The sequence below is a fragment of the Streptomyces sp. NBRC 110028 genome (assembly GCF_001417735.1).
GTDB lineage: Bacteria > Actinomycetota > Actinomycetes > Streptomycetales > Streptomycetaceae > Streptomyces.
In genome coordinates, this window is the sequence record NZ_BBUZ01000024.1 from 727459 (window position 1) to 750326 (window position 22868).

Annotated in this window: 22 protein-coding genes; 12 read left to right on the forward strand and 10 right to left on the reverse strand. The window is 72.4% G+C overall.

The window, feature by feature from the left end; genetic code table 11:
* Nucleotides 1-28 precede the first annotated feature (28 nt).
* The 8 genes from ASC60_RS12405 (at nt 29) to ASC60_RS12435 (ending at nt 6562) form a co-directional block, all read left to right on the forward strand.
* Entirely contained in the window at nt 29-805 is a 777-nt protein-coding gene (locus ASC60_RS12405; protein WP_055549906.1) for an amino acid ABC transporter ATP-binding protein, read from the forward strand.
* A 64-nt stretch (nt 806-869) separates the two neighbouring features.
* Nucleotides 870-1778: a glutamate ABC transporter substrate-binding protein gene (locus ASC60_RS12410; RefSeq protein WP_055549908.1), complete on the forward strand. Its 909-nt coding sequence runs from the start codon at nt 870-872 to the stop codon at nt 1776-1778.
* A gap of 84 nt (nt 1779-1862) precedes the next feature.
* Nucleotides 1863-2510 carry an amino acid ABC transporter permease gene (locus tag ASC60_RS12415; RefSeq protein WP_055549910.1) on the forward strand — a complete coding sequence of 216 codons (648 nt, stop codon included), beginning with the start codon at nt 1863-1865 and terminating at the stop codon, nt 2508-2510.
* Nucleotides 2507-3442 carry an amino acid ABC transporter permease gene (locus ASC60_RS12420; RefSeq protein WP_055549912.1) on the forward strand — a complete coding sequence of 312 codons (936 nt, stop codon included), beginning with the start codon at nt 2507-2509 and terminating at the stop codon, nt 3440-3442. The genes ASC60_RS12415 and ASC60_RS12420 overlap by 4 nt, the downstream gene beginning before the upstream one ends.
* Nucleotides 3443-3603: 161 nt before the next feature.
* A complete protein-coding gene (locus ASC60_RS12425; protein WP_055549914.1) occupies nt 3604-5349 on the forward strand; it encodes an FAD-dependent monooxygenase in 1746 nt (581 codons plus the stop codon).
* Nucleotides 5350-5473: 124 nt separating this feature from the next.
* Nucleotides 5474-5563, forward strand: coding sequence for a putative leader peptide (locus ASC60_RS44015; protein ID WP_324618140.1), 90 nt, complete (start codon nt 5474-5476; stop codon nt 5561-5563).
* Between the two features lie 61 nt (nt 5564-5624).
* Complete coding sequence (locus tag ASC60_RS12430; protein WP_055549916.1) at nt 5625-6170, forward strand: cysteine dioxygenase; 546 nt, start codon at nt 5625-5627, stop codon at nt 6168-6170.
* Nucleotides 6171-6175: 5 nt separating this feature from the next.
* Entirely contained in the window at nt 6176-6562 is a 387-nt protein-coding gene (locus ASC60_RS12435; RefSeq protein WP_055549918.1) for a rhodanese-like domain-containing protein, read from the forward strand.
* A 48-nt stretch (nt 6563-6610) separates the two neighbouring features.
* Here ASC60_RS12435 and recX read toward each other — a convergent pair whose 3' ends face one another.
* The 4 genes from recX to ASC60_RS12455 all read right to left on the reverse strand — a co-directional run bounded on the left by recX (nt 6611) and on the right by ASC60_RS12455 (nt 10014).
* Nucleotides 6611-7222: a recombination regulator RecX gene (gene recX, locus ASC60_RS12440; RefSeq protein ID WP_055549920.1), complete on the reverse strand. Its 612-nt coding sequence runs from the start codon at nt 7220-7222 to the stop codon at nt 6611-6613.
* A gap of 3 nt (nt 7223-7225) precedes the next feature.
* The gene (recA, locus tag ASC60_RS12445; RefSeq protein ID WP_055549922.1) at nt 7226-8368 is read right to left on the reverse strand and encodes a recombinase RecA; all 1143 of its coding nucleotides are present in this window, start codon (nt 8366-8368) and stop codon (nt 7226-7228) included.
* A 137-nt stretch (nt 8369-8505) separates the two neighbouring features.
* Nucleotides 8506-9711 carry an AI-2E family transporter gene (locus tag ASC60_RS12450; protein WP_055549924.1) on the reverse strand — a complete coding sequence of 402 codons (1206 nt, stop codon included), beginning with the start codon at nt 9709-9711 and terminating at the stop codon, nt 8506-8508.
* Nucleotides 9712-9819: 108 nt separating this feature from the next.
* Nucleotides 9820-10014: a DUF3046 domain-containing protein gene (locus tag ASC60_RS12455; protein ID WP_055549926.1), complete on the reverse strand. Its 195-nt coding sequence runs from the start codon at nt 10012-10014 to the stop codon at nt 9820-9822.
* 79 nt (nt 10015-10093) lie between these two features.
* Between ASC60_RS12455 and ASC60_RS12460 the strand changes: the two genes are divergently transcribed.
* From ASC60_RS12460 to ASC60_RS12475, 4 genes are all read left to right on the forward strand, one after another.
* Nucleotides 10094-11050: a hypothetical protein gene (locus tag ASC60_RS12460; RefSeq protein WP_055549929.1), complete on the forward strand. Its 957-nt coding sequence runs from the start codon at nt 10094-10096 to the stop codon at nt 11048-11050.
* Nucleotides 11051-11113: 63 nt separating this feature from the next.
* The gene (locus ASC60_RS12465; protein WP_055549931.1) at nt 11114-15883 is read left to right on the forward strand and encodes an ATP-dependent helicase; all 4770 of its coding nucleotides are present in this window, start codon (nt 11114-11116) and stop codon (nt 15881-15883) included.
* A gap of 9 nt (nt 15884-15892) precedes the next feature.
* The gene (locus ASC60_RS12470; RefSeq protein ID WP_055549932.1) at nt 15893-16693 is read left to right on the forward strand and encodes an Fpg/Nei family DNA glycosylase; all 801 of its coding nucleotides are present in this window, start codon (nt 15893-15895) and stop codon (nt 16691-16693) included.
* 36 nt (nt 16694-16729) lie between these two features.
* Nucleotides 16730-17518, forward strand: a complete 789-nt coding sequence (locus ASC60_RS12475) for an SDR family NAD(P)-dependent oxidoreductase (protein ID WP_055549934.1) — start codon at nt 16730-16732, stop codon at nt 17516-17518.
* A 508-nt stretch (nt 17519-18026) separates the two neighbouring features.
* Here the strand turns inward: ASC60_RS12475 and ASC60_RS12480 are convergent.
* The 6 genes from ASC60_RS12480 to ASC60_RS12505 all read right to left on the reverse strand — a co-directional run bounded on the left by ASC60_RS12480 (nt 18027) and on the right by ASC60_RS12505 (nt 22768).
* Nucleotides 18027-18506 (reverse strand): Dps family protein, encoded by a 480-nt coding sequence (locus ASC60_RS12480; protein WP_055549936.1) that lies wholly within the window; start codon nt 18504-18506, stop codon nt 18027-18029.
* Nucleotides 18507-18651: 145 nt separating this feature from the next.
* The gene (locus ASC60_RS12485; protein WP_055549938.1) at nt 18652-19035 is read right to left on the reverse strand and encodes a helix-turn-helix domain-containing protein; all 384 of its coding nucleotides are present in this window, start codon (nt 19033-19035) and stop codon (nt 18652-18654) included.
* Between the two features lie 109 nt (nt 19036-19144).
* Nucleotides 19145-19714, reverse strand: coding sequence for a CinA family protein (locus tag ASC60_RS12490; protein ID WP_234356906.1), 570 nt, complete (start codon nt 19712-19714; stop codon nt 19145-19147).
* Complete coding sequence (gene pgsA, locus ASC60_RS12495; protein WP_055549940.1) at nt 19711-20373, reverse strand: CDP-diacylglycerol--glycerol-3-phosphate 3-phosphatidyltransferase; 663 nt, start codon at nt 20371-20373, stop codon at nt 19711-19713. Before pgsA ends, ASC60_RS12490 begins: the two co-directional genes overlap by 4 nt.
* On the reverse strand, nt 20370-21866 hold the full coding sequence (gene rimO, locus ASC60_RS12500; protein ID WP_055549942.1) for a 30S ribosomal protein S12 methylthiotransferase RimO: 1497 nt from the start codon (nt 21864-21866) through the stop codon (nt 20370-20372). The genes pgsA and rimO overlap by 4 nt, the downstream gene beginning before the upstream one ends.
* Before the next feature lie 68 nt (nt 21867-21934).
* Entirely contained in the window at nt 21935-22768 is an 834-nt protein-coding gene (locus ASC60_RS12505) for a helix-turn-helix domain-containing protein (RefSeq protein WP_055549944.1), read from the reverse strand.
* Between the last annotated feature and the right edge of the window lie 100 nt (nt 22769-22868).

Genomic DNA, 22868 nt, shown 5'->3' on the forward strand with positions numbered 1-22868 from the left:
ACCAAGGAGGACGGGAGCGGAAAGCCGAATGAGCGAAGTATCGGTGACCAAGGACGTTGCACCGGTGGCGAACGCGTTGGTCGCGCTGTCCGGAGTCAATAAGCACTTCGGCGCGCTGCATGTCCTCCAGGACATCGACCTGACCATATCCGGCGGCGAAGTGGTCGTCGTCATCGGGCCGTCGGGTTCCGGCAAGTCCACACTGTGCCGCACGATCAACCGGCTGGAGACCATCGACGCCGGATCCATCACCATCGATGGCAAGCCGCTGCCCCAGGAGGGCCGGGAGCTGGCCCGCCTGCGCGCGGACGTCGGCATGGTCTTCCAGTCCTTCAACCTCTTCGCGCACAAGACAGTGCTCGAGAACGTGATGCTGGGCCAGATCAAGGTCCGCAAGGCGGACAAGAAGGCCGCCGAGGACAAGGCCCGCAAGCTGCTCGACCGGGTGGGCGTCGGCGCCCAGGCGGACAAGTACCCCGCGCAGCTCTCCGGCGGCCAGCAGCAGCGCGTGGCCATCGCCCGCGCGCTGGCCATGGACCCGAAGGTGATGCTCTTCGACGAGCCCACCTCGGCGCTCGACCCGGAGATGATCAACGAGGTGCTGGAAGTGATGCAGCAGCTCGCCCGGGACGGCATGACGATGGTCGTCGTCACCCACGAGATGGGCTTCGCGCGCTCCGCGGCGAACCGGGTGGTCTTCATGGCGGACGGCCGGATCGTCGAAGAAGCCGAGCCGGACCAGTTCTTCAACAACCCGCGCAGCGACCGGGCCAAGGACTTCCTCTCGAAGATCCTCCACCACTGAGACATGTGGCCACGACAGTCACCACGTTTGCGAAGACGTACGGAACCAAGGATGGGGCAGCACCATGAGGATGCGTAACGCGGCAGCGGCCGCAGCGGTGGCACTCGCTCTGGCGGCGACCGCGACCGCCTGTGGCGGCGAGAAGGGCACCGCCGGCGACAAGCCGAAGGGCGGCGAGCTGTACGAAGGCTCGTACACGGTCGCCAAGGACGTGAAGCTGGACTCGCCGGCCCTGAAGGCGGCGCAGAAGCGCGGCAAGATCATCATCGGCGCCAAGGCCGACCAGCCCTTCCTGGGCTTCGCGGACACCGATGGCAAGCGCTCCGGCTTCGACATCGAGATCGCCAAGATGATCGCCGCCGACCTCGGCTTCTCCGCGGACAAGATCACCTGGAAGACGGTCGACACCAACGTCCGCGAGACCTCCATCTCCAAGGGCCAGGTCGACTACTACGTCGGCACCTACACGATCAACGACGAGCGCAAGAAGCAGGTCGGCTTCGCGGGCCCGTACTACCAGGCGGGCGCCGACCTGCTGGTCCGCAAGGACGAGAAGGGCATCACCGGCCCGGACAGCGTCAAGGGCAAGAAGGTCTGCTCGATCGTCGGCTCCACTCCGCTCCAGGAGATCAAGAAGCCGAAGTACGGCGCCGAGACCACCGAGCTGAGCAAGTACTCGCTCTGCGTCAAGCAGCTCCTCGACGGCCAGGTCGACGCGGTCACCACCGACGACGCGATCCTCAAGGGCTACGCGGCCCAGCGTCCCTCCAAGCTCAAGCTGGTCGGCAAGCCGTTCACCGAGGAGCCGTACGGCGTCGGGATGAACAAGAACGACAAGGTGCTGCGCAACGCGATCACCGACTCGATCGAGAAGCACATCAAGAACGGCGACTACAAGAAGGCGTACGAAGGCACGCTCGGCAAGTCCGGCTCCTCCTACGTCGCGCCGAAGACCCCGCTGCCCCGCTACTGAGCGAGCCGGCCCCCGGTACCCCGTTCACCCGTGAAGCCGGTGCGCTCCGCACGCCGCTGACCCGACCGCTACCGCGGAGAATCGATGAACGTACTCCTCGATCATTTGCCCCAGTTCCGTGAGGGGTTCCTCGGAACCCTCGCCCTCACGGCGGCCAGTGCGGCGCTCGCCCTCGTCCTGGGCATCATCATGGCCGGCTTCCGGGTGTCCCCCATCCCGCCGCTGCGCGCCTTCGGCACGGCGTGGGTCACCCTGTTGCGCAATACCCCGCTGACCCTGCTCTTCCTGATCGCCTTCTTCGTGGTCCCGCAGATCTTCTTCCCGGGAACGAGTCCGTTCGTTCTCGCGATGCTGGCGCTGGGCTGCTACACGTCGTCCTTCGTCTGCGAGGCCGTGCGGTCCGGTATCAACACCGTGCCGCTCGGTCAGGCCGAGGCCGCCCGCAGCCTGGGCATGACCTTCGCCCAGACGCTGCGGATGATCGTCCTTCCGCAGGCCACCCGGACCGTGATCCCTCCCATGAGCAGCATCTTCATCGCTTTGACGAAGAACACGGCCATCGCGGGCGCCTTCAGCAACGCCGAACTGTTCAACATCTCGAAGCTGCTCACCGACAAGGGCTTCGCGATCGGGTGGACCTTCCTGTGGATCGCCCTGTGCTACCTCGTCATCACCTTCACCATCAGCGGTGCCTTCCGACTGCTGGAGAGCCGTTTGGAGGTGGCCCGATGAGCGCGAGCGTCCTGTACGACGCGCCCGGCCCCAAGGCCCGTATCCGTAACCGCGTCTACTCGGCCATCGGCACCCTCGCCGTCCTCGGCCTGATCGTCTTCGTCGTCCTGCGGCTGAACGCCAAGGGCCAGTTCGCGCCGGAGATGTGGGAGATCTTCAACTACGCGGGCGTGCGGACCAGCATCCGTGACGGCGTGCTCACCACTCTCCAGGTGTTCGCCGTGGCGTCGGTGCTCTCGCTGGCCCTGGGCGTCGTGCTCGCGGTCGCCCGGCTCTCGGACCACAAGCCCGTGCGCTGGTTCGCGACCGGATTCATCGAGCTGTTCCGCGCCATCCCGCTGCTGATCACCATCTACATGCTGTGGGTACTCCTCCTCACCTACCGCTCCGACCTGGGCCTCACCGGCGACAGCACCGGTTTCTGGGCGCTGGTCGTCGGGCTGACCGTCTACAACGGTTCGGTGCAGGCCGAGGTGTTGCGGGCGGGCATCAACTCGGTGCCCCGCGGGCAGAGTGAAGCCGCCTACGCCCTCGGTATGAGCAAGACCCAGGTCATGACGACGGTCCTGATCCCGCAGGCCGTCCGGGCGATGCTGCCGACCATCATCAGCCAGCTCGTGGTGACCCTGAAGGACACCTCGCTCGGCTACGTCATCACCTACCAGGAGCTGCTGTTCCAGCTCCAGCAGCTCGCCGGGAACATCGTCGTCAACGACGACAATCCGTACGTCCCGGTGATCATCGTCGGTGGCACCATCTACATCGCGATGTGTCTGGCCCTCTCCGCCCTGGCCACCTGGATCGAACGGCGCGGCCGGCGCGCCAAGACCGGCATCCCGGTCGCGGACGCCGCCCAGCCGCTCGCGGCCGTCGACGCGCTCGACACGGTGGATCAGCCCGCGCCGGAGCTGCCGGCCGGCAAGGCCAACTGAGGCAAGCGGGTCCTGACGGGCGGTGGCGCGCGCGCCACCGCCCGTCGCCGCTTGACGCGGGCACTCGCAATCGGTTGCATGCTTTCTGTGATCGCTCACCGGGTTTCAACTGCCAGTTTCCGTACGTCACGTACGCCCCGCAGGGCCATGGGAACCGCGCCGTGGACCCGGTGATCGTCGCCGGGGCGGGCCCGGTCGGGCTCACCCTGGCCCTCGCACTCGCCCGTCTGGACGTCCCCGTCGTGCTGTTCGACGAGACCACCGGGGGCGATGAGCCACGCCTGGCCCGCACCGTCGTGCTGCGCCCGGACACCGCCGCCCTGCTGGAGCGGCTGGGCTGCCGGGCCGCGGCCGGCGCGCGGCCGTGGACGGGGTGGCGCACGCTGCGCCGGCGCCAGCTCGTCCGGCACGTACCCCTGGAACCCGGCCCGCTCTTCGGCGCCCCTCCCCCGGCGGCGAGCGCCCCCGGGGACGGCGGCCCGCAGGAGGGCGACCGGCGGGACGGGGCCGCGCGGGACGACGAGCCCGAGGCGACGGTGTCCTCGCCGCTGCATCTGCCGCAGCACGAGCTGACCCGGGCGCTGCGGGCGGCACTGGCCGCGATCGGTGACGAGGACCTCGTACGGATCGTCCCCGGCACCCGCGTGGAGACCGTCGAGCAGGACGCGCGCGGGGTGAGCGTACGGACCCGGGGCGCCCAGGCCACCTGGTGGCGGGGCAGCCATCTGGTCGGCTGCGACGGCCCCCGGTCCACCGTCCGCAAGCAGCTGGGGGTGCGCTTCCCCGGGCGTACGGCGGTGGAACGGCACGCCGTCGCCGCCCTGCGCGCCGACCTCCCCTGGCCCGGCGAGGCCGTACTGCACCGCTCCCCGCCGTGGCGCAGCATCGACGCGGAGGTGACCGCCCGGCCGCTGCCGCACGGCGTCTGGCGGATCGACTGGCTGCTCCCGCCCGGCCGTGACCTCGTCACCCCTGACGCCCTGATGGTCCGGGTGCGCGACACCCTCGCGGGGTGGTGCGAGGACGCCGCGGTCCCCTACGAGCTTCTGGACACCGGCGTGCACACCGTGCACCACCGGCTCGCCCGGCGCTGGCGCGTGGGCCGCGCCTTCCTCGCCGGGGACGCCGCCCACCTGCACGGCGCCCTGGGCACCCAGGGGCTGGAAGAAGGGCTGCGGGACGTCGGCAACCTGGCCTGGAAGCTCTCCCTCGCCTGGCACCACGGCGCCTCCGACGCCCTGCTCGACAGCTATCAGGCGGAGCGGCGCACGGCCTTCGCCGCGCGGCTGCGCACCGCCGACCAGGCGCTGCCGCTGGTCCGGGCGGCCGGAGGGTGGCACGCGGTACGGCGCACGGTGCTGCCGGGCGGCACACGCGGCCAAGACGCGCTGCTCACCGACGGTCACCTCGGCCGCGGCCCGCTGGGGGCGCCCCCCGTCTACAACCGCTCCCCGCTGGCCGCCGCCGCGCCGCCGGAGGGCTCCGTCACGGTGGGCACGCCGACCGGGGCGCCGGTGGCCAACGTCCGCGTGACCGCGCCGGACGGCGCGGTGGTGCGGCTGTGGGAGCGGCTGGGCCGGGAGTTGCTGGTGGTGCTGGTCGCCCCGGGCACCGGGGTGTGGGACCGCCGCCACTGGATGCGTGCCGGGCTGATGCCCCGGCTGGCGGCGGCCGTCACGGCCCTGCCGATGCGCACGGAACTGCTGGTCGCCGAGGAGTACCCGGGGGCCCCGGCCCACACCGTGCTGCTGGTGCGACCGGACGGTCACCTCGCCGCGGCGCTGTCCGGGGTACGGCCGGCCGAGCTGTACGCGTGCGCGGACGCGGCGCGGGGCGGGGACACCGCCCGGGGTACGGACGCGGAGCAGCGGGACCATCAGGACACAGAGGCCACGGCACGCCGGTAGTGAGGAGTGAGTCACGCGCCCTCGCGCGCTCCATGCCGCTGACGTCGCACGCCGTGGTGTGAGCGCTCCGGGCCCGCGCCTACACGATTGACCTTCCCTTCCAGATCATGCTTCACTGCGGAGCGTGACTGACACCGGCCTGCCTCGCTTCTGGCGGAGGGTCCACCTGGACCTCCTCCGCTACGCGGGCTGCGTGTGTCGTCCGTCCTGTTGATCCGCTTTTCCTCCCGCGCGGCCCGGCCGCGCCTCTTTCGCGATCACCCAGGACGGTTCCCGTGTCTGACGCATCCCTTCTCTCCTCCGAGCGCTCTCCGGCCGGTCCCGCCGCGCCGCCCAGCGCGGCCGATCTGCTGGACTTCGTCCGTCGTACCGCCGCCGACGCCGACCTCGTCGCCTCGCTCCCGCTCGATCCAGAGGGCCGCACCTGGCTGCGGCTGGACGGTCCGGGCGGCAGCGAGGCGTGGCTGATCGCCTGGCCGCCCGGCACCGGCACCGGCTGGCACGACCACGGCGGTTCGCACGGGGCGTTCGTGACGGCGGCCGGTGAGCTGAACGAACAGTCGCTGGCCGTCAGCCTGCCCACCGAAGGCTGGAAGACCCTCGAACTGGCTCAGGACGTGGACCGCGAACGGCGGCTGTCCGCCGGGCTCGGCCGGGCCTTCGGCGCGCACCATGTCCATGAGGTCATCAACCCGTCGTCGGAGCGGCACGCGGTGTCGGTGCACGCCTACTATCCGCCGCTGCCGCTGATGCGGCGCTACAGCCGCACCGGCCAGGTGCTGCGGCTGGAGCAGGTCGAGCGGCCGCAGGAATGGGAGTAGCGACGATGGGCGCGACGAAGCGGAGCGTGGACGAACTGCTGGCCGAGGCCCGCCAGGGGCTGGACCGGCTCGGCCCCGAGGAGGCCGTTGCCGTGCAGTCCGCGGGCGGACTGCTGGTCGACATCCGGTACGCGGCGCTGCGGGAGCGCGACGGCACCATCCCGGGGGCGCTGATCGTCGAGCGGAACGAGCTGGAGTGGCGGCTCGACCCGCAGTGCGACCACCGGCTGCCCGAGGCCACGCACCACGATCTGCGGGTGGTGGTGGTCTGCAACGAGGGCTACGCGTCGAGCTTCGCGGCGGTCTCGCTACGGCAGCTGGGCCTGACGCGGGCGACCGATCTGGTCGGCGGCTTCCAGGCATGGCGAGCGGCCGGTCTCCCGGTGCACTGACCGAGCCGGACCGCCCCCGTAGCGGCCTCGGGCCCGCGGGCCGCAGGGTCAGGCGTCGGGCAGATGGTGCTCCAGCAGCTCCGGGTCCTCGCCCTCCTCCTCCAGCGCGCGCCGCACCACCCGGAGCGCCAGGCCCTCGGGGTACCCCTTGCGGGCGAGCATTCCGGCGAGGCGGCGCAGCCGCTTGTCCCGGTCGAGGCCGCAGGTGGTGCGCAGCTTGCGCTCGACCAGCTCGCGGGCGGTCTGCTCCTCCTGGTCGGCGTCGAGCTGTTCCACGGCCTCCGCGATCACCGCGGAGTCGACGCCCTTGGTGCGCAGCTCTCGGGCGAGCGCCCGGCGGGCCAGGCCCCGGCTGTGGTGCCGGGACTCCACCCAGGCGTCCGCGAACGCCGCGTCGTCGATCAGCCCGACGTCCTCGAACCGGGACAGCACCTCCTGTGCCGCCTCGTCGGGGATGCCACGGGCGCTCAGGGCGTCCGCGAGCTGCTTACGGGTGCGCGGGGTCCCGGTGAGCAGGCGCAGGCAAATCGCCCGCGCCTGCTCCTCCGGGCCGAGCGGCGTCCCCTGCTCGGCCCTCGACGAGGAGGGGGCGCCGCGATCCGGACGGTCCGGGGGCTCCGGACGGCCCGGGCCGTCCGGCCAGTCGGTCCGCCGTGTCATGGATCAGCTCTTCGTGGCGGCGGTCTTGGCCGCCTTCGCCCCGGACTTGGCCGCCGGGGCGGCCGCGGCCTTCGCCGGCGCGGCGGCGGGCGCGGCGGCGGGCGCGGCACCCGCCGCGTCCGGGCCGGGCTCGGCGGCCGGGTCCGCGGGCTTCACACCGATCCCGAGCTTCTCCTTGATCTTCTTCTCGATCTCATTGGCGAGATCGGGGTTGTCCTTCAGGAAATTGCGGGCGTTCTCCTTGCCCTGGCCGAGCTGGTCGCCCTCGTAGGTGTACCAGGCGCCGGACTTGCGGACGAAGCCGTGCTCGACGCCCATGTCGATCAGACCGCCCTCGCGGCTGATGCCCTGGCCGTAGAGGATGTCGAACTCGGCCTGCTTGAAGGGCGGCGCGACCTTGTTCTTGACGACCTTGCAGCGGGTGCGGTTGCCCACTGCCTCCGTACCGTCCTTGAGGGTCTCGATACGGCGGATGTCGATGCGGACCGAGGCGTAGAACTTCAGTGCCCGGCCACCGGTCGTCGTCTCCGGAGAGCCGAACATGACGCCGATCTTCTCGCGCAGCTGGTTGATGAAGATCGCGGTGGTCTTGGACTGGTTCAGCGCACTGGTGATCTTCCGGAGCGCCTGGCTCATCAGCCGGGCCTGGAGTCCGACGTGGGAGTCGCCCATCTCACCCTCGATCTCCGCGCGCGGCACCAGCGCGGCGACGGAGTCGATGACGATGAGGTCGAGGGCACCGGAGCGGACCAGCATGTCGGTGATCTCGAGCGCCTGCTCGCCGTTGTCCGGCTGGGACAGGATCAGCGAATCCGTGTCCACGCCCAGCTTCTGCGCGTAGTCGGGGTCGAGCGCGTGCTCCGCGTCCACGAAGGCCACGGCGCCGCCCGCCCGCTGCGCGTTGGCCACCGCGTGCAGGGTCAGGGTCGTCTTACCGGAGGACTCCGGGCCGTAGACCTCCACCACGCGGCCGCGCGGGATGCCGCCCACACCGAGGGCGACGTCGAGAGCGGTCGACCCGGTGGGAATCACCTCGATGGGGTCGTTCGGCCGGTCGCCCATGCGCATCACGGCGCCTTTGCCGAACTGCCGTTCAATCTGTGCGAGCGCGGCGTCGAGCGCCTTCTCGCGGTCGTTTCCTGCCATGGGTTCCACCCGGTTTGCTTGAGTCGATCGCTTCACGTCCATGACGCTAGCGCCTGCCACTGACAAGCGGCCCGGACGTGCTCGGCCTGTGGATAACCGGGCCGGGCCTCCATGAGAATGGATGTTCGATTTTTGTGTCAACTGCGCCGGGACAGCGCGTGCCGCACCCGCGCCAGCGCGGAGGCACCGCGCCGCCGCGTGCGCCCGTGCATCCGCGGGTCGTCCGTCACGTCGTAGCGCTTGATGTACGCGCCGAGGAACGCCTGCAGCGTCGCGGTCGCCGGAATCGCGATCAGCGCCCCCACCGCGCCGAGCAGCGCGGTGCCCGCGATCACCGAGCCGAAGGAGACCGCGGGGTGGATGTCCACGGTCCGCGCCGTGATCCTCGGCTGCAGCAGGTAGTTCTCGAACTGCTGGTAGACCACGACGAAGACCAGCACCCAGATCGCGTACCAGGGGTTGACGGTGAAGGCGATCAGCATCGGCAGGGCACCCGCCAGATAGGTGCCGATGGTCGGGATGAACTGCGAGATCAGCCCCACCCAGACGGCCAGCGCCGGGGCGTAGGGCACGCCCAGGCTCTCCAGCAGGATGTAGTGCGCTGCCCCGGAGATCAGCGCCATCAGGCCGCGCGAGTAGATGTAGCCACCGGTCTTGGCGACCGCGATCTCCCAGGCCCGCAGCACCTCGGTCTGCCGGTTCGGCGGCAGGACGGAGCACAGCGCGCGGCGCAGCCGGGGGCCGTCGGCGGCGAAGTAGAAGGCGAACAGCGTCACCGTGAGGAGCTTGAAGAGCCCGCCGAGCACCTGCGTCGAGACGTCCAGCACATTGTCGGCGCTGTTCTTCACATAGCTCTGCAGCCAGTCGGAGTGGAGCAGGCTGTCCTGGATCTCCAGCCGCGACAACCGGGTGTGGAACGTGTCGTTGACCCAGCTGACCACCTGATCGAGGTACTTGGGGAAGTCCTGGACCATCGTCATGATCTGGTCGGCCAGCATCGAGCCGAGCAGGGTGAAGAAGCCCGCGGCGCCGATGAGGATGCCGAGGAAGACCAGCCCGGTGGCCAGGCCCCGGCGGACGCCGCGCGCGGCCATGCGGTCCACGGCCGGCTCGACCGCGAGGGCCAGGAAGAACGCGATCAGGACGTTCAGCAGCAGTCCGGTCAGCTGATCGAAGGCCCAGGTGGCAAGCCGATAACAGGCCACCAGGGCGAGGGCGAGCACCATGGCTCGGGGCAGCCAGCGCGGCATGCGCGCGGACTGCGCCGACGCGTCCTTGGGGGCCTGTGCGGTGGTCGGGACGCCGTCGGCGTCGGGGGAGAGGGTCTCTTCGGTCGGGGCCACCCGGCAAGTGTGGCGTACACCCGTCCAAAAAATCCGGCCGCCCCGGGAGTCCGCCTCCCTCTCCCACGTCCCGGACCGTACTCGGCGCCCGCCGGCCGCCCGTTGGCGTCAGCGCTTCTCGGCCGGGATCTCCATCGCGGCGCACACCCCGCGCCAGACGTCCCTGGCATCCCATCCCGCGGCGAGCGCCTGGTGGACGGTCCGGCCGCCGAGCTGGGACATCACATGATCGCGCGCGAAGGAGTCGGCGTAGGCCTCGCCGAAGTGATCCGCCATCCGCTGCCAGAAGACCGTCAACCGCATGCGACCAGTATCGCGCTCCCGGGGTGCACCGGGGCGTGAGCCCCCTTCCGGGGGCGTTTTCCGCCCTACGGTCTGTCCCATGGATCGATCCGCAGCAGTCCCCTCCTCCCCGTCCACGCCGCCCGCGCCCGCCTCGCCGCTCGCGCGCGCCGCGCGGTTCGTGTGGCTGACCGCACGCGTGCTCGAGCAGCGCCGGTTCGCGTATCACTTCCAGGACGCCGACGCCGAGCCGGTCGAGACCGCGCTCGCCGCGTACCTGGGCGCCGATGGGGGCTACGGCCACGCCCTGGAGCCGGATCTGCGCGGACCGGTGAGCCAGCCGCAGCACGCCGCGCACGCCCTGCGGGTGCTCGACGGGATCCGCCGCTGCGGCGGGCAGCGGGTCGAGCGGCTGTGCCGCTATCTGACCGCGATCTCCACCCGGGACGGCGCACTGCCCGCGTGTCACCCGTCGCTGCGCGACTACCCGGCCGCCCCCTGGATCCGGCCGGCGGACCATCCGCGCGGCGATCTGCTGACCACCGGTCCTGTGGTGGGGCTGCTGCACCGCAACGAGGTGTGGCACGCCTGGCTGTTCCGGGCCACGGACTTCTGCTGGGCGGCGGTGACGGCGCTGGAGGAGGGCGCGCCGGCGCGTCCGTACGAGGTGGGGGCGGCCGTCGCCTTCCTGGACGGCGCGCCGGACCGGGCGCGCGCCGAGCAGATGGCCGAGCGGCTGGGCCGCCGGGTGCGGGAGCGGCGGCTGGTGGTGCTGGACCCCGAGCGCGCCGAGGACGACCCCCCGCCGCCCGGCCACGGCCCCGGTGAGCACACCTTCGTGTACGACATCGCCCGTACGCCCGGCTCGCTGGCCCGCCGCTGGTTCACCGACGCGGAGGTGGAGCGCTCGCTGGACTTCCTGGCGGACGCGCAGCGGGAGGACGGCGGCTGGCCGGTCCGGCGGCGGACCTGGACCGCGGGGGCGGCTCTGGAGTGGCGGCCGGTGGTGACCGTCGAGGCGCTGCTCACGCTGCGCGCCTACGGGCGGGCGGTCTGAGAGGTCGCCGCACTGACCTGCGAAGACGACTCGTTGTCAGTGGGGCGGTGCACGATGGGGGGCATGGCACGGTCGGCGCTGCACGCATTGTCCCCGGCCACCCGCGGGTGGTTCACGGGCGCCTTCACCGCGCCCACGGCCGCCCAGGAGGGGGCCTGGCGGGCGATCGGCGAGGGCTCGGACGTGCTGGTGGTCGCCCCGACCGGCTCCGGCAAGACGCTGGCGGCGTTCCTGGCGGCGCTGGACCGGCTGGCCGCCGAGCCTCCGCCCGCCGAGGCCCGCAAGCGCTGCCGGGTGCTGTATGTGTCGCCGCTGAAGGCCCTGGCGGTGGATGTGGAGCGCAATCTGCGCAGCCCGCTCACCGGCATCCGGCACGAATCGGCGCGCCTGGGCCTGCCCGAGCCGGAGATCCGGGTGGGCATCCGCTCGGGCGACACCCCGGCCGCCGAGCGCCGCGCCCTGGCCACCCGCCCACCGGACATCCTCATCACCACCCCCGAGTCACTGTTCCTGATGCTCACCTCCGCCACCCGGGAGGCGCTGCGCGGCGTGGAGACGGTGATCCTGGACGAGGTGCACGCCGTCGCGGGGACGAAACGCGGCGCGCATCTGGCCCTGTCCCTGGAGCGGCTGGACGAGCTGCTGGAGCGGCCCGCCCGGCGGATCGGCCTGTCGGCGACGGTGCGCCCGGTGGACGAGGTGGCGCGCTATCTGTCGCCGCGGCGCGCGGTGGAGATCGTCCAGCCGCCCTCGGGCAAGGAGTTCGACCTGTCGGTGGTCGTCCCCGTCGAGGATCTGGGGGAGCTGGGCGGCTCCCCGGCCCAGGACGGGCAGCCGGGCGAGAAGCCGTCGATCTGGCCGCATGTGGAGGAGCGGATCGCCGATCTCGTCCAGGCGCACCGGTCCACGATCGTCTTCGCCAACTCCCGCCGGCTGGCCGAGCGGCTGTGCAACCGGCTCAACGAGATCGCCTACGAGCGGGCCACCGGTGAGGCGCTGCCCGAGGACCACTCCCCCGCCGAGCTGATGGCGGAGGCCGGTGCGGCCCGTGGCGCGCCCGCGCTGCTCGCCCGCGCCCACCACGGCTCGGTGTCCAAGGAGCAGCGGGCCCTGGTCGAGGAGGATCTGAAGGCGGGCCGGCTGCCCGCCGTCGTGGCCACCTCCAGCCTGGAGCTGGGCATCGACATGGGCGCGGTGGACCTGGTGATCCAGGTCGAGTCGCCGCCCTCGGTGGCCTCCGGGCTGCAGCGGGTGGGCCGGGCGGGCCACCAGGTGGGCGCGGTCTCCACCGGTGTGGTGTTCCCCAAATACCGCGGCGATCTGGTGCAGGCTGCGGTGGTCACCGAGCGGATGCGGGAAGGAGCCATCGAGTCGCTGCGGGTGCCCGCGAACCCGCTGGACGTGCTCGCCCAGCAGCTCATCGCCATGACGGCCATGGACAGCTGGGACGTGGAGGAGCTGCTGGCCCTGGTCCGCCGCGCCGCCCCGTTCGCCTCGCTCCCGGAGTCGGCGTACACCTCGGTCCTCGACATGCTCGCGGGCCGCTATCCCTCCGACGCCTTCGCCGAGCTGCGGCCGCGCCTGGTGTGGGACCGGGTCGCCCATACGGTCACGGGGCGGCCGGGGGCGCAGCGGCTCGCGGTGACCTCCGGCGGCACCATCCCCGACCGCGGGCTGTTCGGCGTCTTCCTGGCGGGCGCGGACCCGAAGAAGGGCGGCGGCCAATCCGATACAGCAGCGCGAAGCGCCTCCACTCGGGGCGGTGGCGGGCGACGGGTGGGCGAGCTGGACGAGGAGATGGTCTACGAGTCCCGGGTGGGCGATGTGTTCACCCTGGGCACCACGTCCTGGCGGATCGAGGACATCACCCGCGACCGCGTCCTGGTCTCCCCCGCTCCCGGCGTCCCCGGCCGGCTCCCCTTCTGGAAGGGCGACCAGCTCGGCCGCCCGCTGGAGCTGGGCCGGGCACTGGGCGCGTTCCTGCGGGAGGTCGGCGCCCTCGCCCCCGAGAAGGCCCGGGAGCGGCTGCTGGCCGCCGGGCTCGACGCCTGGGCCGCCGGCAACGTGATCGCGTACCTCGACGAACAGCGCCAGGCCTGCGGCCATGTGCCGGACGACCGGACGATCGTGGTGGAGCGCTTCCGTGACGAGCTGGGCGACTGGCGCGTGGTGGTCCACTCCCCCTTCGGGGCCCAGGTCCACGCCCCCTGGGCGCTCGCGCTCGGCGCGCGGCTGTCCGAGCGGTACGGCATGGACGCCCAGGTGATGCACGCGGACGACGGCATCGTGCTGCGGCTGCCCGACGCGGACCTCATGGGCCTGGACCTGCTGGACGCGGATCCGATGCGGCAGGGCACCGAGTACGACGGCGAGCAGTGCCCCATCGGCGCGGCCGATGTCGCCTTCGACCAGGGCGAGGTGTCCCAGATCGTCACCGACCAGGTCGGCGGCTCGGCCCTGTTCGCCTCCCGGTTCCGCGAATGCGCCGCCCGCGCCCTGCTGTTGCCGCGCCGCGACCCCGGCAAGCGCACCCCGCTGTGGCAGCAGCGCCAGCGCGCCGCCCAGCTCCTCCAGGTGGCGAGCGAGTTCGGTTCGTTCCCCATCGTCCTGGAGGCCGTCCGCGAATGTCTTCAGGACGTCTTCGACGTGCCCGGCCTCACCGAGCTGATGGGCGACATCGAGGCGCGTCGGGTGCGGCTGGTGGAGGTGACCACCCCGGAGCCGTCCCCCTTCGCCCGCTCGCTGCTCTTCGGCTACGTCGCGCAGTTCCTTTACGAGGGCGACTCGCCGCTGGCCGAGCGGCGCGCCGCGGCCCTGTCCCTGGACTCGCGGCTGCTGGCCGAGCTGCTGGGCCAGGCCGAGCTGCGCGAGCTGCTGGACGCCGATGTCCTGGCCGAGCTGGAGTGCGAGCTGCAATGGCTCACCGAGGACCGCCGGGTCAAGGACGCCGAGGGCGTCGCCGATCTGCTGCGGCTGCTCGGCCCGCTCACCGGCGCCGAGCTGGCCGGGCGCGGCGCCGAACCGGCGTGGGCGGAGGAGCTGGAGCGGGCCCGGCGCGCCATCCGGGTCCGTATCGCGGGCGAGGAGCACTGGGCGGCCGTCGAGGACGCGGGGCGGCTGCGCGACGCGCTGGGTACGGCGCTGCCGGTCGGCGTCCCCGAGGCGTTCACCGAACCGGTCGCGGACCCGCTCGGCGATCTGCTGGCCCGTTACGCCCGCACCCACGGCCCGTTCACCTCCGCCGAGGCGGCCGCCCGGCTGGGCCTGGGCTCGGCCGTCACCGACGGCGCGCTGCAGCGCCTGGCCGCGAGCGGCCGCGTCGTCCAGGGCGAATTCCGCCCACCCGTCGCCCACCACCACCCTTCTGACGATGCGCTTCGCGCGCCCTCCTTCTTGGGCCTGGGACAGGAGTGGTGTGACGCCGCCGTGCTGCGCCGGCTGCGCCGCCGCTCGCTGGCCGCGCTGCGCCAGGAGCTGGAGCCCGTACCGCCCTCGGCGCTCGCCGCCTTCCTCCCCCAGTGGCAGCATCTGGGCACCCACAGCCTGCGGGGCGTCGACGGGCTGGTGCGCGCCATCGAGCAGCTGCAGGGCGCGCCGGTCCCGGCGTCCGCCCTGGAGAAGCTCGTCCTGCCCTCCCGGGTCGGCGACTACAGCCCGACGATGCTTGACGAGCTGACCGCCACCGGTGAGGTCGTCTGGGCCGGGGCGGGCGCGCTGCCCGGCAAGGACGGCTGGGTCAGCCTCCATCTCGCCGAGACGGCGCCGCTGCTCCTGCACATCCCCCACCCCTTCGAGGCGGAGCCGCTCCACCAGGCCGTGCTGGACGCGCTGGCCGGGGGCTTCGGTCTGTTCTTCCGGCAGATCGCCGAGCAGGTCCGGGCCGCCGGTCACGAGTTCCAGGACGCTCAGCTCGCCGAGGCGATATGGGATCTGGCCTGGTCCGGGCGGCTCACCGGCGACACCCTGGCCCCGCTGCGCTCCCTGCTCGGCTCGGGCCGCACCGCGGGCGCCACCGCCCACCGCGCCAAGCGCTCGGTCCCCCGGGGCCGGTACGGCACGCTGACCGGGCGCACCGGCCGCCCCACCGCCTCGCGCAGCGGGCCGCCGACCGTCGCCGGACGCTGGTCGCTGCTGCCGGAGCGCGAGCCCGAGCCCACCCACCGGGCGCACGCCCTGGCGCGCACCCTGCTGGACCGGCACGGCGTGGTCACCCGCGGGGCGGTCGCCGCCGAAGGGGTCGAGGGCGGCTTCTCCGCCGCGTACCGGGTGCTGTCCGCCTTCGAGGAGACCGGCCAGGCGCGCCGCGGCTATGTGGTGGAGGGGCTGGGCGCCGCGCAGTTCGCGATGGACGGCGCGGTCGACCGGCTGCGCGCGGTCAGCACGGCGCGCGACCGGGCGGCGGGCGCGGCCTTCGGCGGTCAGCCGGGGCCGTCCTCCGCGCGCACCGTCGTCCTTGCCGCCGCCGACCCCGCCAACGCGTACGGCGCGGCCCTCCCCTGGCCCGATCCGCCCGAGGGCGCGAACCACCGGCCGGGCCGCAAGGCGGGTGCGCTGGTGGTGCTCGCCGACGGCGAGCTGAGCCTCTACATGGAGCGCGGCGGCAAGACCCTGCTCGCCTGGCCCGCGGGCGAGGCGGAGGCGGCGTCGCCGGAGGACGACGCCCGGCTGCGTACCGCGGTGGAGGCCCTGGCCCAGTCGGCCCGCGCGGGCGCCCTCGGCTCGGTGACCGTCGAGCGGGTCAACGGCGCCGCGGCGCTGTCCTCGCCGATCGGCCGCGTCCTGGAGGCCGCGGGCTTCCACGCGACCCCGCGCGGCCTGCGGCTGCGTCCCTGAGGGGGCCAGATGCCCGAGGGAGACACCGTCTGGCAGACGGCCCGGCGCCTCCACGACGCGCTGGCGGGCCCGCCGCTCACCGGCTGCGACCTGCGGGTGCCCCGGCTGGCGACCGTCGACCTCACCGGCCGCCGGGTCTTCGAGGTGGTCGCGCGCGGCAAGCACCTGCTCACCCGGGTGGAGGGCGGGCTGACCCTCCACTCCCATCTGCGGATGGACGGCGCCTGGCTGGTGTACGGCCACGGCGAGCGCTGGCGCGGCGGCCCGCACCATCAGATCCGCGCCATCCTGGCCACGGCCGAGCGCACCGCCGTCGGCTACCGCCTCCCGGTCCTGGAGCTGCTGCGCACCGCGGAGGAAGACCGTGCGGTGGGCCATCTCGGGCCCGACCTCCTCGGCCCGGACTGGGATCCGGACGAGGCGCTGAGACGGCTGCTCGCCGATCCGTCCCGCACGGTGGGCGAGGCGCTGCTGGACCAGCGCAACCTGGCCGGGATCGGCAATGTGTACAAGTGCGAGCTGTGTTTCCTGCTGCGGATCCCGCCCTGGCTGCCGATCGGCCGCGTCCCCTCCCCCGAGCGGCTGGTGGTCCTCGCCAAGCGGCTTCTGGAGGCGAACCGGACGCGCCGGGCCCGGGTCACCACGCCCCACGATCGCCCCGGCCGGCGGTTGTGGGTGTACGGCCGTGCCGGGCGGCCCTGTCCGCGCTGCGGTTCGCCGGTGCGCGCGACGGACCAGGGCACCGCGGGTCAGGAGCGTACGACCTTCTGGTGTCCGGGGTGCCAGCCGGAGCCGCCCCCGCCAGAGTAATTGACGGGTCGTCAGATCCGGTCGTACCGTCGGCGCATGACCGTCACGGCGTACGACCTCACCGGCCGCACCGCACTGGTCACCGGCGCCGCGAGCGGCATCGGCCGGGCGACCGCCGTCCTGCTGGCGGCGGCCGGAGCGGTCGTGCACTGCGCCGATCTGGACGAGAAGGGCGCCCGGCGGACCGCGGAGCGCATCACCGCCGACGGCGGCGGCGCCCACGCCCACCCTCTCGACGTCACCGACCGCGCCCAGGTCGCGGCGGTCGTCTCCGCCGCCGCCACGGCGGCCGTCCGCGATGGCGGCCATCTCGCCGTGATGGCCGCCATCGCCGGGATCATGCACCGCAGCACGGTCCTGGAGACCGCCGAGGACGACCTGGACCGGGTGCTGGCGGTCAACTTCAAGGGGGTGCTGTACGGCTGCCAGGAGGCGGCCCGCGCCATGGTCGACCACGGCGCCGGCGGGTCCATCGTCACCATGGCCTCCGGCGCGATCGACTCCGGCACCCCCGGCCTGCTGTGCTACGGCGTCGCCAAGGCCGCCGTGGTCCAGCTGACCCGGACTCTCGCCGCCGAGGTGGGACCCCACGGCATCCGTGTCAACGCGGTCGCCCCGGGCTGGGTCCGTACGCCCATGACACGGCGCGGCACCGCCGAGGAGCAGCGGCGCGTCGAGGCTCCCATGGTCCGCCACGCACCGCTGGGGCGGGTGGGCGAGCCGGAGGACGTCGCCCACGCGGTCCTGCACCTGGCGTCGGACGCCTCCGCGTTCACGACCGGCCAGATCCTGCGCCCGAATGGCGGAGTCGCGATGCCCTGGTGATCCGCTCGCGCACGCTTACGCGCCGGGGCGAGGGTCCGCAGTGCACGGGCAGCAGGCTCAGCCCCCAGCCGCCGACGGCGAACGCCCCCTCGATCGGTCCGGCCCCGGACGGCTGCACCGCCAGCCGGAGCACGGACCACCACCACAGACAGCCGAGAACGAGCGCGATCACCCATCGAACCGGCCTTCGGCGCAGCGTGCCGGCCCCTCCCACGGCTGCCATGCTGCCTCCTTCGGGGGACTAGCGGGCGACGCTAGACGCCTGTTCGCGCGCGGCGGGAGGGCGCACAGAAGGCCCGTCAGCGCGTGTCGGACCCCCGCGCTCCCTCAGTGTGCCCAGCCGCACCGCGGGGCGCACCCAGAGCGGGGCACACCCGCGGCCGCCCCCTGAGCCGACATCCGTCAGCTCGCAGACTGTGCGGCCATCGCCGGAGGCCGGGGGGCCGTGCCCCGGCGATGACCACACAGGGTGCGAGCGGAACTACCGCTGTCCTGCCTGTCTCGTCACTCAGTGTCCGTTGACGTTCTCCGCCTGGAACATCCAGTGGTGCTTCTCCAGGTCACGAGTGACCCCGATGAGAATGTCCTGGGTCACCGGGTCCGGCTCATCCGTCGCGGCGACGCGCTCGCGCATGCGCGAGATCACGGACCCCAGTGCGTCCACGAGCGCCCTCACGGCATCCGTGTCCTGGGTCCAGCCGTCCTTGACCGTGCCGACCGCGCTCTGCTTGGCCACCGTCTCGGCCCGTCCGTCCGGCGCGATCCCGAGCGCCGCGGCACGCTCCGCAACGGTGTCGGCATGCGTCCTGGCGGTCGACACCACGTCGTCGAGCTGGAAGTGAACCGTGCGGAAACGCGGTCCGATGACCGTCCAGTGGATCTGCTTGCCCACCAGGGCGAGGTCGACGAGGTCGACGAGGGCGCCTTGCAGAGCGTCGCCGACGACCTTGAGATTTTCCTCAGCGAGCGGGCTCTTGACCACAGACATCCACTTCCTCCTGTTCGACCGTTTGCCCCCCTTGATTACCTCTCCACCAGTCAGGTGACCGGAAAGCCGCCCATCAAACATCGAGCCCCGGCCGGTATCGCTACCGACCGGGGCTCGAAGAGCTTCCGCGCTGACGTGGAGGCCGTCAGGCCGCCACGACGTCCACTGCCTCCTTGGGCGACTTGATGGTCACCCGCTCGTCCGGGACGCCCGTCACGGAGGTGACGGACACCGAATTGAGCATGGGCCGCATCGGTGCGGGCACCTTCTCGCTCGCCGTGGCCGACTCCGCCAGCTCCGCGAGCGACAGCTCGTCGCTGACCTCGCGCATGACCTGTGACATCCGTACGTCCAGGGCGTCGCAGATCGCCGACAGCAGCTCGGACGAGGCTTCCTTCTGCCCGCGCTCGACCTCTGACAGATAGCCGAGCGACACCCGGGCGGAGGAGGAAACCTCGCGCAGAGTACGGCCCTGGCGCTGGCGCTGCCGGCGCAGCACGTCACCCAGCAGGCGACGGAGCAGAATCATCGCTGGCTCCCTCCTCGGACCTCGGATCCGGATCCTTCTCGCCCCACCGTACCGCCTCTGGCTCTGCCCGTGCGGGGAGCGATGTCGTGTTCACTCAGGGCTGCAAACATCAAAATTCGCCGTGTTGTTCCGTATCCTGTGCCCCCGCTGTCGCGATCAATTCGCTGAACAGCAGCTTGACCGCGGCGCGGACGCTCTGTGCGCGGATTCCGGCCCGGTCCCCCTCCAGCCGCAGCGCCGCGGCCGCCGGGCCGTTCGAGGGCCCGGCGACGGCCACGTGGACCGTTCCCACCGGCTGGCCGTCCTGCGGTGTGGGACCCGCCACACCCGTGGTCGCCACGCCCCAGTCGGCGCCCAGGGCGCGCCGTACGCCCCGGGCCATCTGCCGGGCTACCTCCGCGTCCACCGCGCCGCGCTCGACCAGCAGGGTGCCGTCCACGCCCAGCAGCTCGCGCTTGAGGTCGGTGGCGTACGCGGTCACCGAGCCGCGGAAGGCGCGGGAGGCCCCGTCCACGGCGGTCAGCTCGGCGGCCACCAGGCCGCCGGTCAGGGACTCGGCGACGGCCACGGTCTGCCCGCGCCGCACCAGCAGCGCCAGCACCTCGGCCGCACCGCCCCCGGCCGCACCGCTTCCGGCCGCCGCACCGCCTCGCACCGCCGCCGTCTCCTCGCCGCTCATAGGGCCGGTTCCTGCCCGGGCTCCTCCCCCACACCGCCGCTCCGCGCTGCGCGGCCCGCCCGGCGCAGCACCAGGGCCTGCCGTACGTAGTCGAGGCCGGTGAGGACGGTCAGGGCGACGGCCACGGCCATCACCCAGAACCGCAGCGTGGCCAGCGGCCCGGTGAGCACGAGGATGTACATCCCCACGGCCACGCCCTGGGCGAGGGTCTTCATCTTTCCGCCGCGGCTGGCCGGGATGACCCCGATCCGGATCACCCAGAACCGCATCAGGGTGATCCCCAGCTCACGGAGGAGGATCACGCCCGTCACCCACCATGCCAGGTCGTCGAGGGCCGACAGACAGATCAGCGCCGCCCCCATGATCGCCTTGTCCGCGATGGGGTCCGCGATCTTGCCGAAGTCGGTGACCAGGTTGTACCGGCGGGCCAGATGCCCGTCGAACAGGTCGGTGATCATGGCGATCGCGAAGGCGGCCCAGGCGTAGGCGCGCCAGGCCGGGTCGTACCCGCCGTTGTGGAACATCAACAAAACGAACCCCGGCACCAGGACCAGGCGCGCCATGGTGAGGATGTTGGCGATGTTCCACAATCCGGCCGGCCGGGCGGCCGCGGCGGTCCGGTGGTGGCTCCCCGCGGCGGAGGCCGGGACGCCTGTCATCTGGCCGCCTCCTCGGTACACACGCCGCCGCCCCGCTGCTCCAGCGGTTCCAGCGGCTCCGCGACGAGGTCCACTCCCTCCGCCGCGATCACCTTCGCTTCGACCATACGTCCCACGGCGGGCCGGGCCGACGTGCGCAGCAGGGTCTGCCCGTCGGTCTCGGGCGCCTGGTGGGCCGCCCGGCCCAGTACGGCACCGGTGTCGTCGATCTCGTCCACCAGCACCGCGACGGTCTCGCCGAGCCGCTCGTCCGCCCGCTGGGCGGTCAGCTCCTCCGCGAGCCGCGAGATGTGCTCCAGCCGCTCAGCGACCTCGTCCGGGTCGACCTTGTCCTCGTAGCCCGCGGCCTCGGTGCCGTCCTCGTCCGAGTATCCGAAGACGCCGATCGCGTCGAGCCGCGCCTCACTGATGAAACGCTCCAGCTCGGCCACGTCGTCCTCGGTCTCGCCGGGGAATCCGACGATGAAGTTCGACCGGGCGCCCGCCTGCGGCGCCTTGCCTCTGATCTGTTCCAGCAGGTCCAGGAAGCGGTCGGTGTCGCCGAAGCGGCGCATCCGGCGCAGCAGGCCGGGCGAGGAGTGCTGGAAGGACAGGTCGAAGTACGGGGCGACCTTCTCGGTCGAGGTCAGCACGTCGATCAGCCCGGGCCGCATCTCGGCGGGCTGGAGGTAGCTGACCCGGATCCGCTCGATCCCGTCCACCGCTGCCAGCTCGGGCAGCAGCGTCTCCAGCAGCCGGATGTCGCCCAGGTCCTTGCCGTAGGAGGTGTTGTTCTCGGAGACCAGCATGACCTCCTTCACGCCCTGCTCGGCCAGCCACCGGGTCTCGCCCAGCACATCGGAGGGCCGGCGGGAGATGAACGAGCCACGGAAGGACGGAATGGCGCAGAAGGAGCACCGCCGGTCGCAACCGGAGGCCAGCTTCACGGAGGCGACGGGGCTGTTCCCGAGTCTGCGGCGCAGCGGGGCGCGCGGGCCGGAGGCCGGGGCGACACCGGCGGGCAGGTCCTCGGGCGGGGTGTCCTGGGCGTGGCCGGGCAGCGCCACGGCGGAGCTGTCCTGCCGCTCGGCGGGGCTGATCGGCAGCAGCTTGCGCCGGTCGCGCGGGGTGTGGGAGGCGTGGATGCCGCCGGAGAGGATGGTCTGGAGCCGACCGGAGATGTCGGTGTAGTCGTCGAAGCCGAGCACCCCGTCGGCCTCGGGCAGCGCCTCGGCCAGTTCCTTGCCGTACCGCTCGGCCATACAGCCGACGGCCACGACCGCCTGGGTGCGGCCGTGGTCCTTCAGATCGTTCGCCTCCAGCAGGGCGTCGACCGAGTCCTTCTTCGCGGCTTCGACGAAGCCGCAGGTGTTGACGACGGCCACGTCGGCGTCGGCGGCTTGCTCGACGAGCTCCCAACCGTCCGCCGCCAAGCGGCCTGCGAGCTCCTCCGAGTCCACCTCGTTACGGGCGCAGCCAAGAGTGACAAGGGCGACAGTGCGGCGTTCGGGCATGGCCTCAGACTACTTTGTCACAGCGCCGCCCTCCGCTGGCAGGTCTGCCACCCCCGCCGCCGGGCTGGTCAGCCCGCTTCGGGATCGCCCTTGGTGTAGCTCAGACGCTGGACCGAGCCGCTGTGGCTCAGGTTCTTGACTTCCTTGCCGTTCACGAAGAGCTTGATCGCGCCGGCGTTGCCCAGCACCAGGTCGATGCGCTTGCTGTCGCTGAAGGTCTTGGACTGGCCCTTGCGCAGCACGCCCTCCTCCATCAGCCGCCCGTTGTGGTCCTGCGCGGAGATCCAGCTCTGGCCGTCCTCGGCGGTCAGCTTCACGGTGACCTTGTCCGCGGGGACGCCCGCGATGGCGCTCTCGGACGGCTCGGGCTTCCGCTCGCCGGACTTGCCGGGGCTGGCGCTGGGGCTGCTGGAGGTGGAGGCGGTCGGCTTGGCCGAGCCGGTCTCCCCGGCGACCGGGGACCCGTCGCTCTTCTCACCGCCACTGAAAAGCGTGAATCCGACGAATCCGACGACGGCGACGATCGCGGCGACCATCGCGGCCGTCCAGTTCGGCCGGCGGGGTTCGGGACGGATGCGCTCGGCGTCGAACAGCGGCGCCGCGGGGGTCGGCTCGGGCCGGCCGCCGTGCTCGGCGTCGAACTGGTTGACCAACGCCTCCGCGTCGAGCCGGACGGCGCGCGCGAGCACACGAATGTGCCCCCGGGCGTACACATCCCCGCCGCAGCGGGAGAAGTCGTCCTGCTCGATCCCCTGCACTATGGGGACGCGCACCCGGGTGACGGAACTGACCTCGTCGACGGTCAGCCCCGCGGCGATGCGGGCCTGCTGGAGGGCGCGACCGACGGAAGGCCGGTCTTCTTCGGGGGAGTTGCCGTCTTCGAGATCGTTGCCGATGGACACGGGGGCGCCTTTCGAGCGTGTAGCCACCTGCTGGAGGTTCAGTCTAGGGGTGGGGCGAAAGGGTCGGGCAAGCGGGAGGACGGAGTTTGTCCGCCATCGG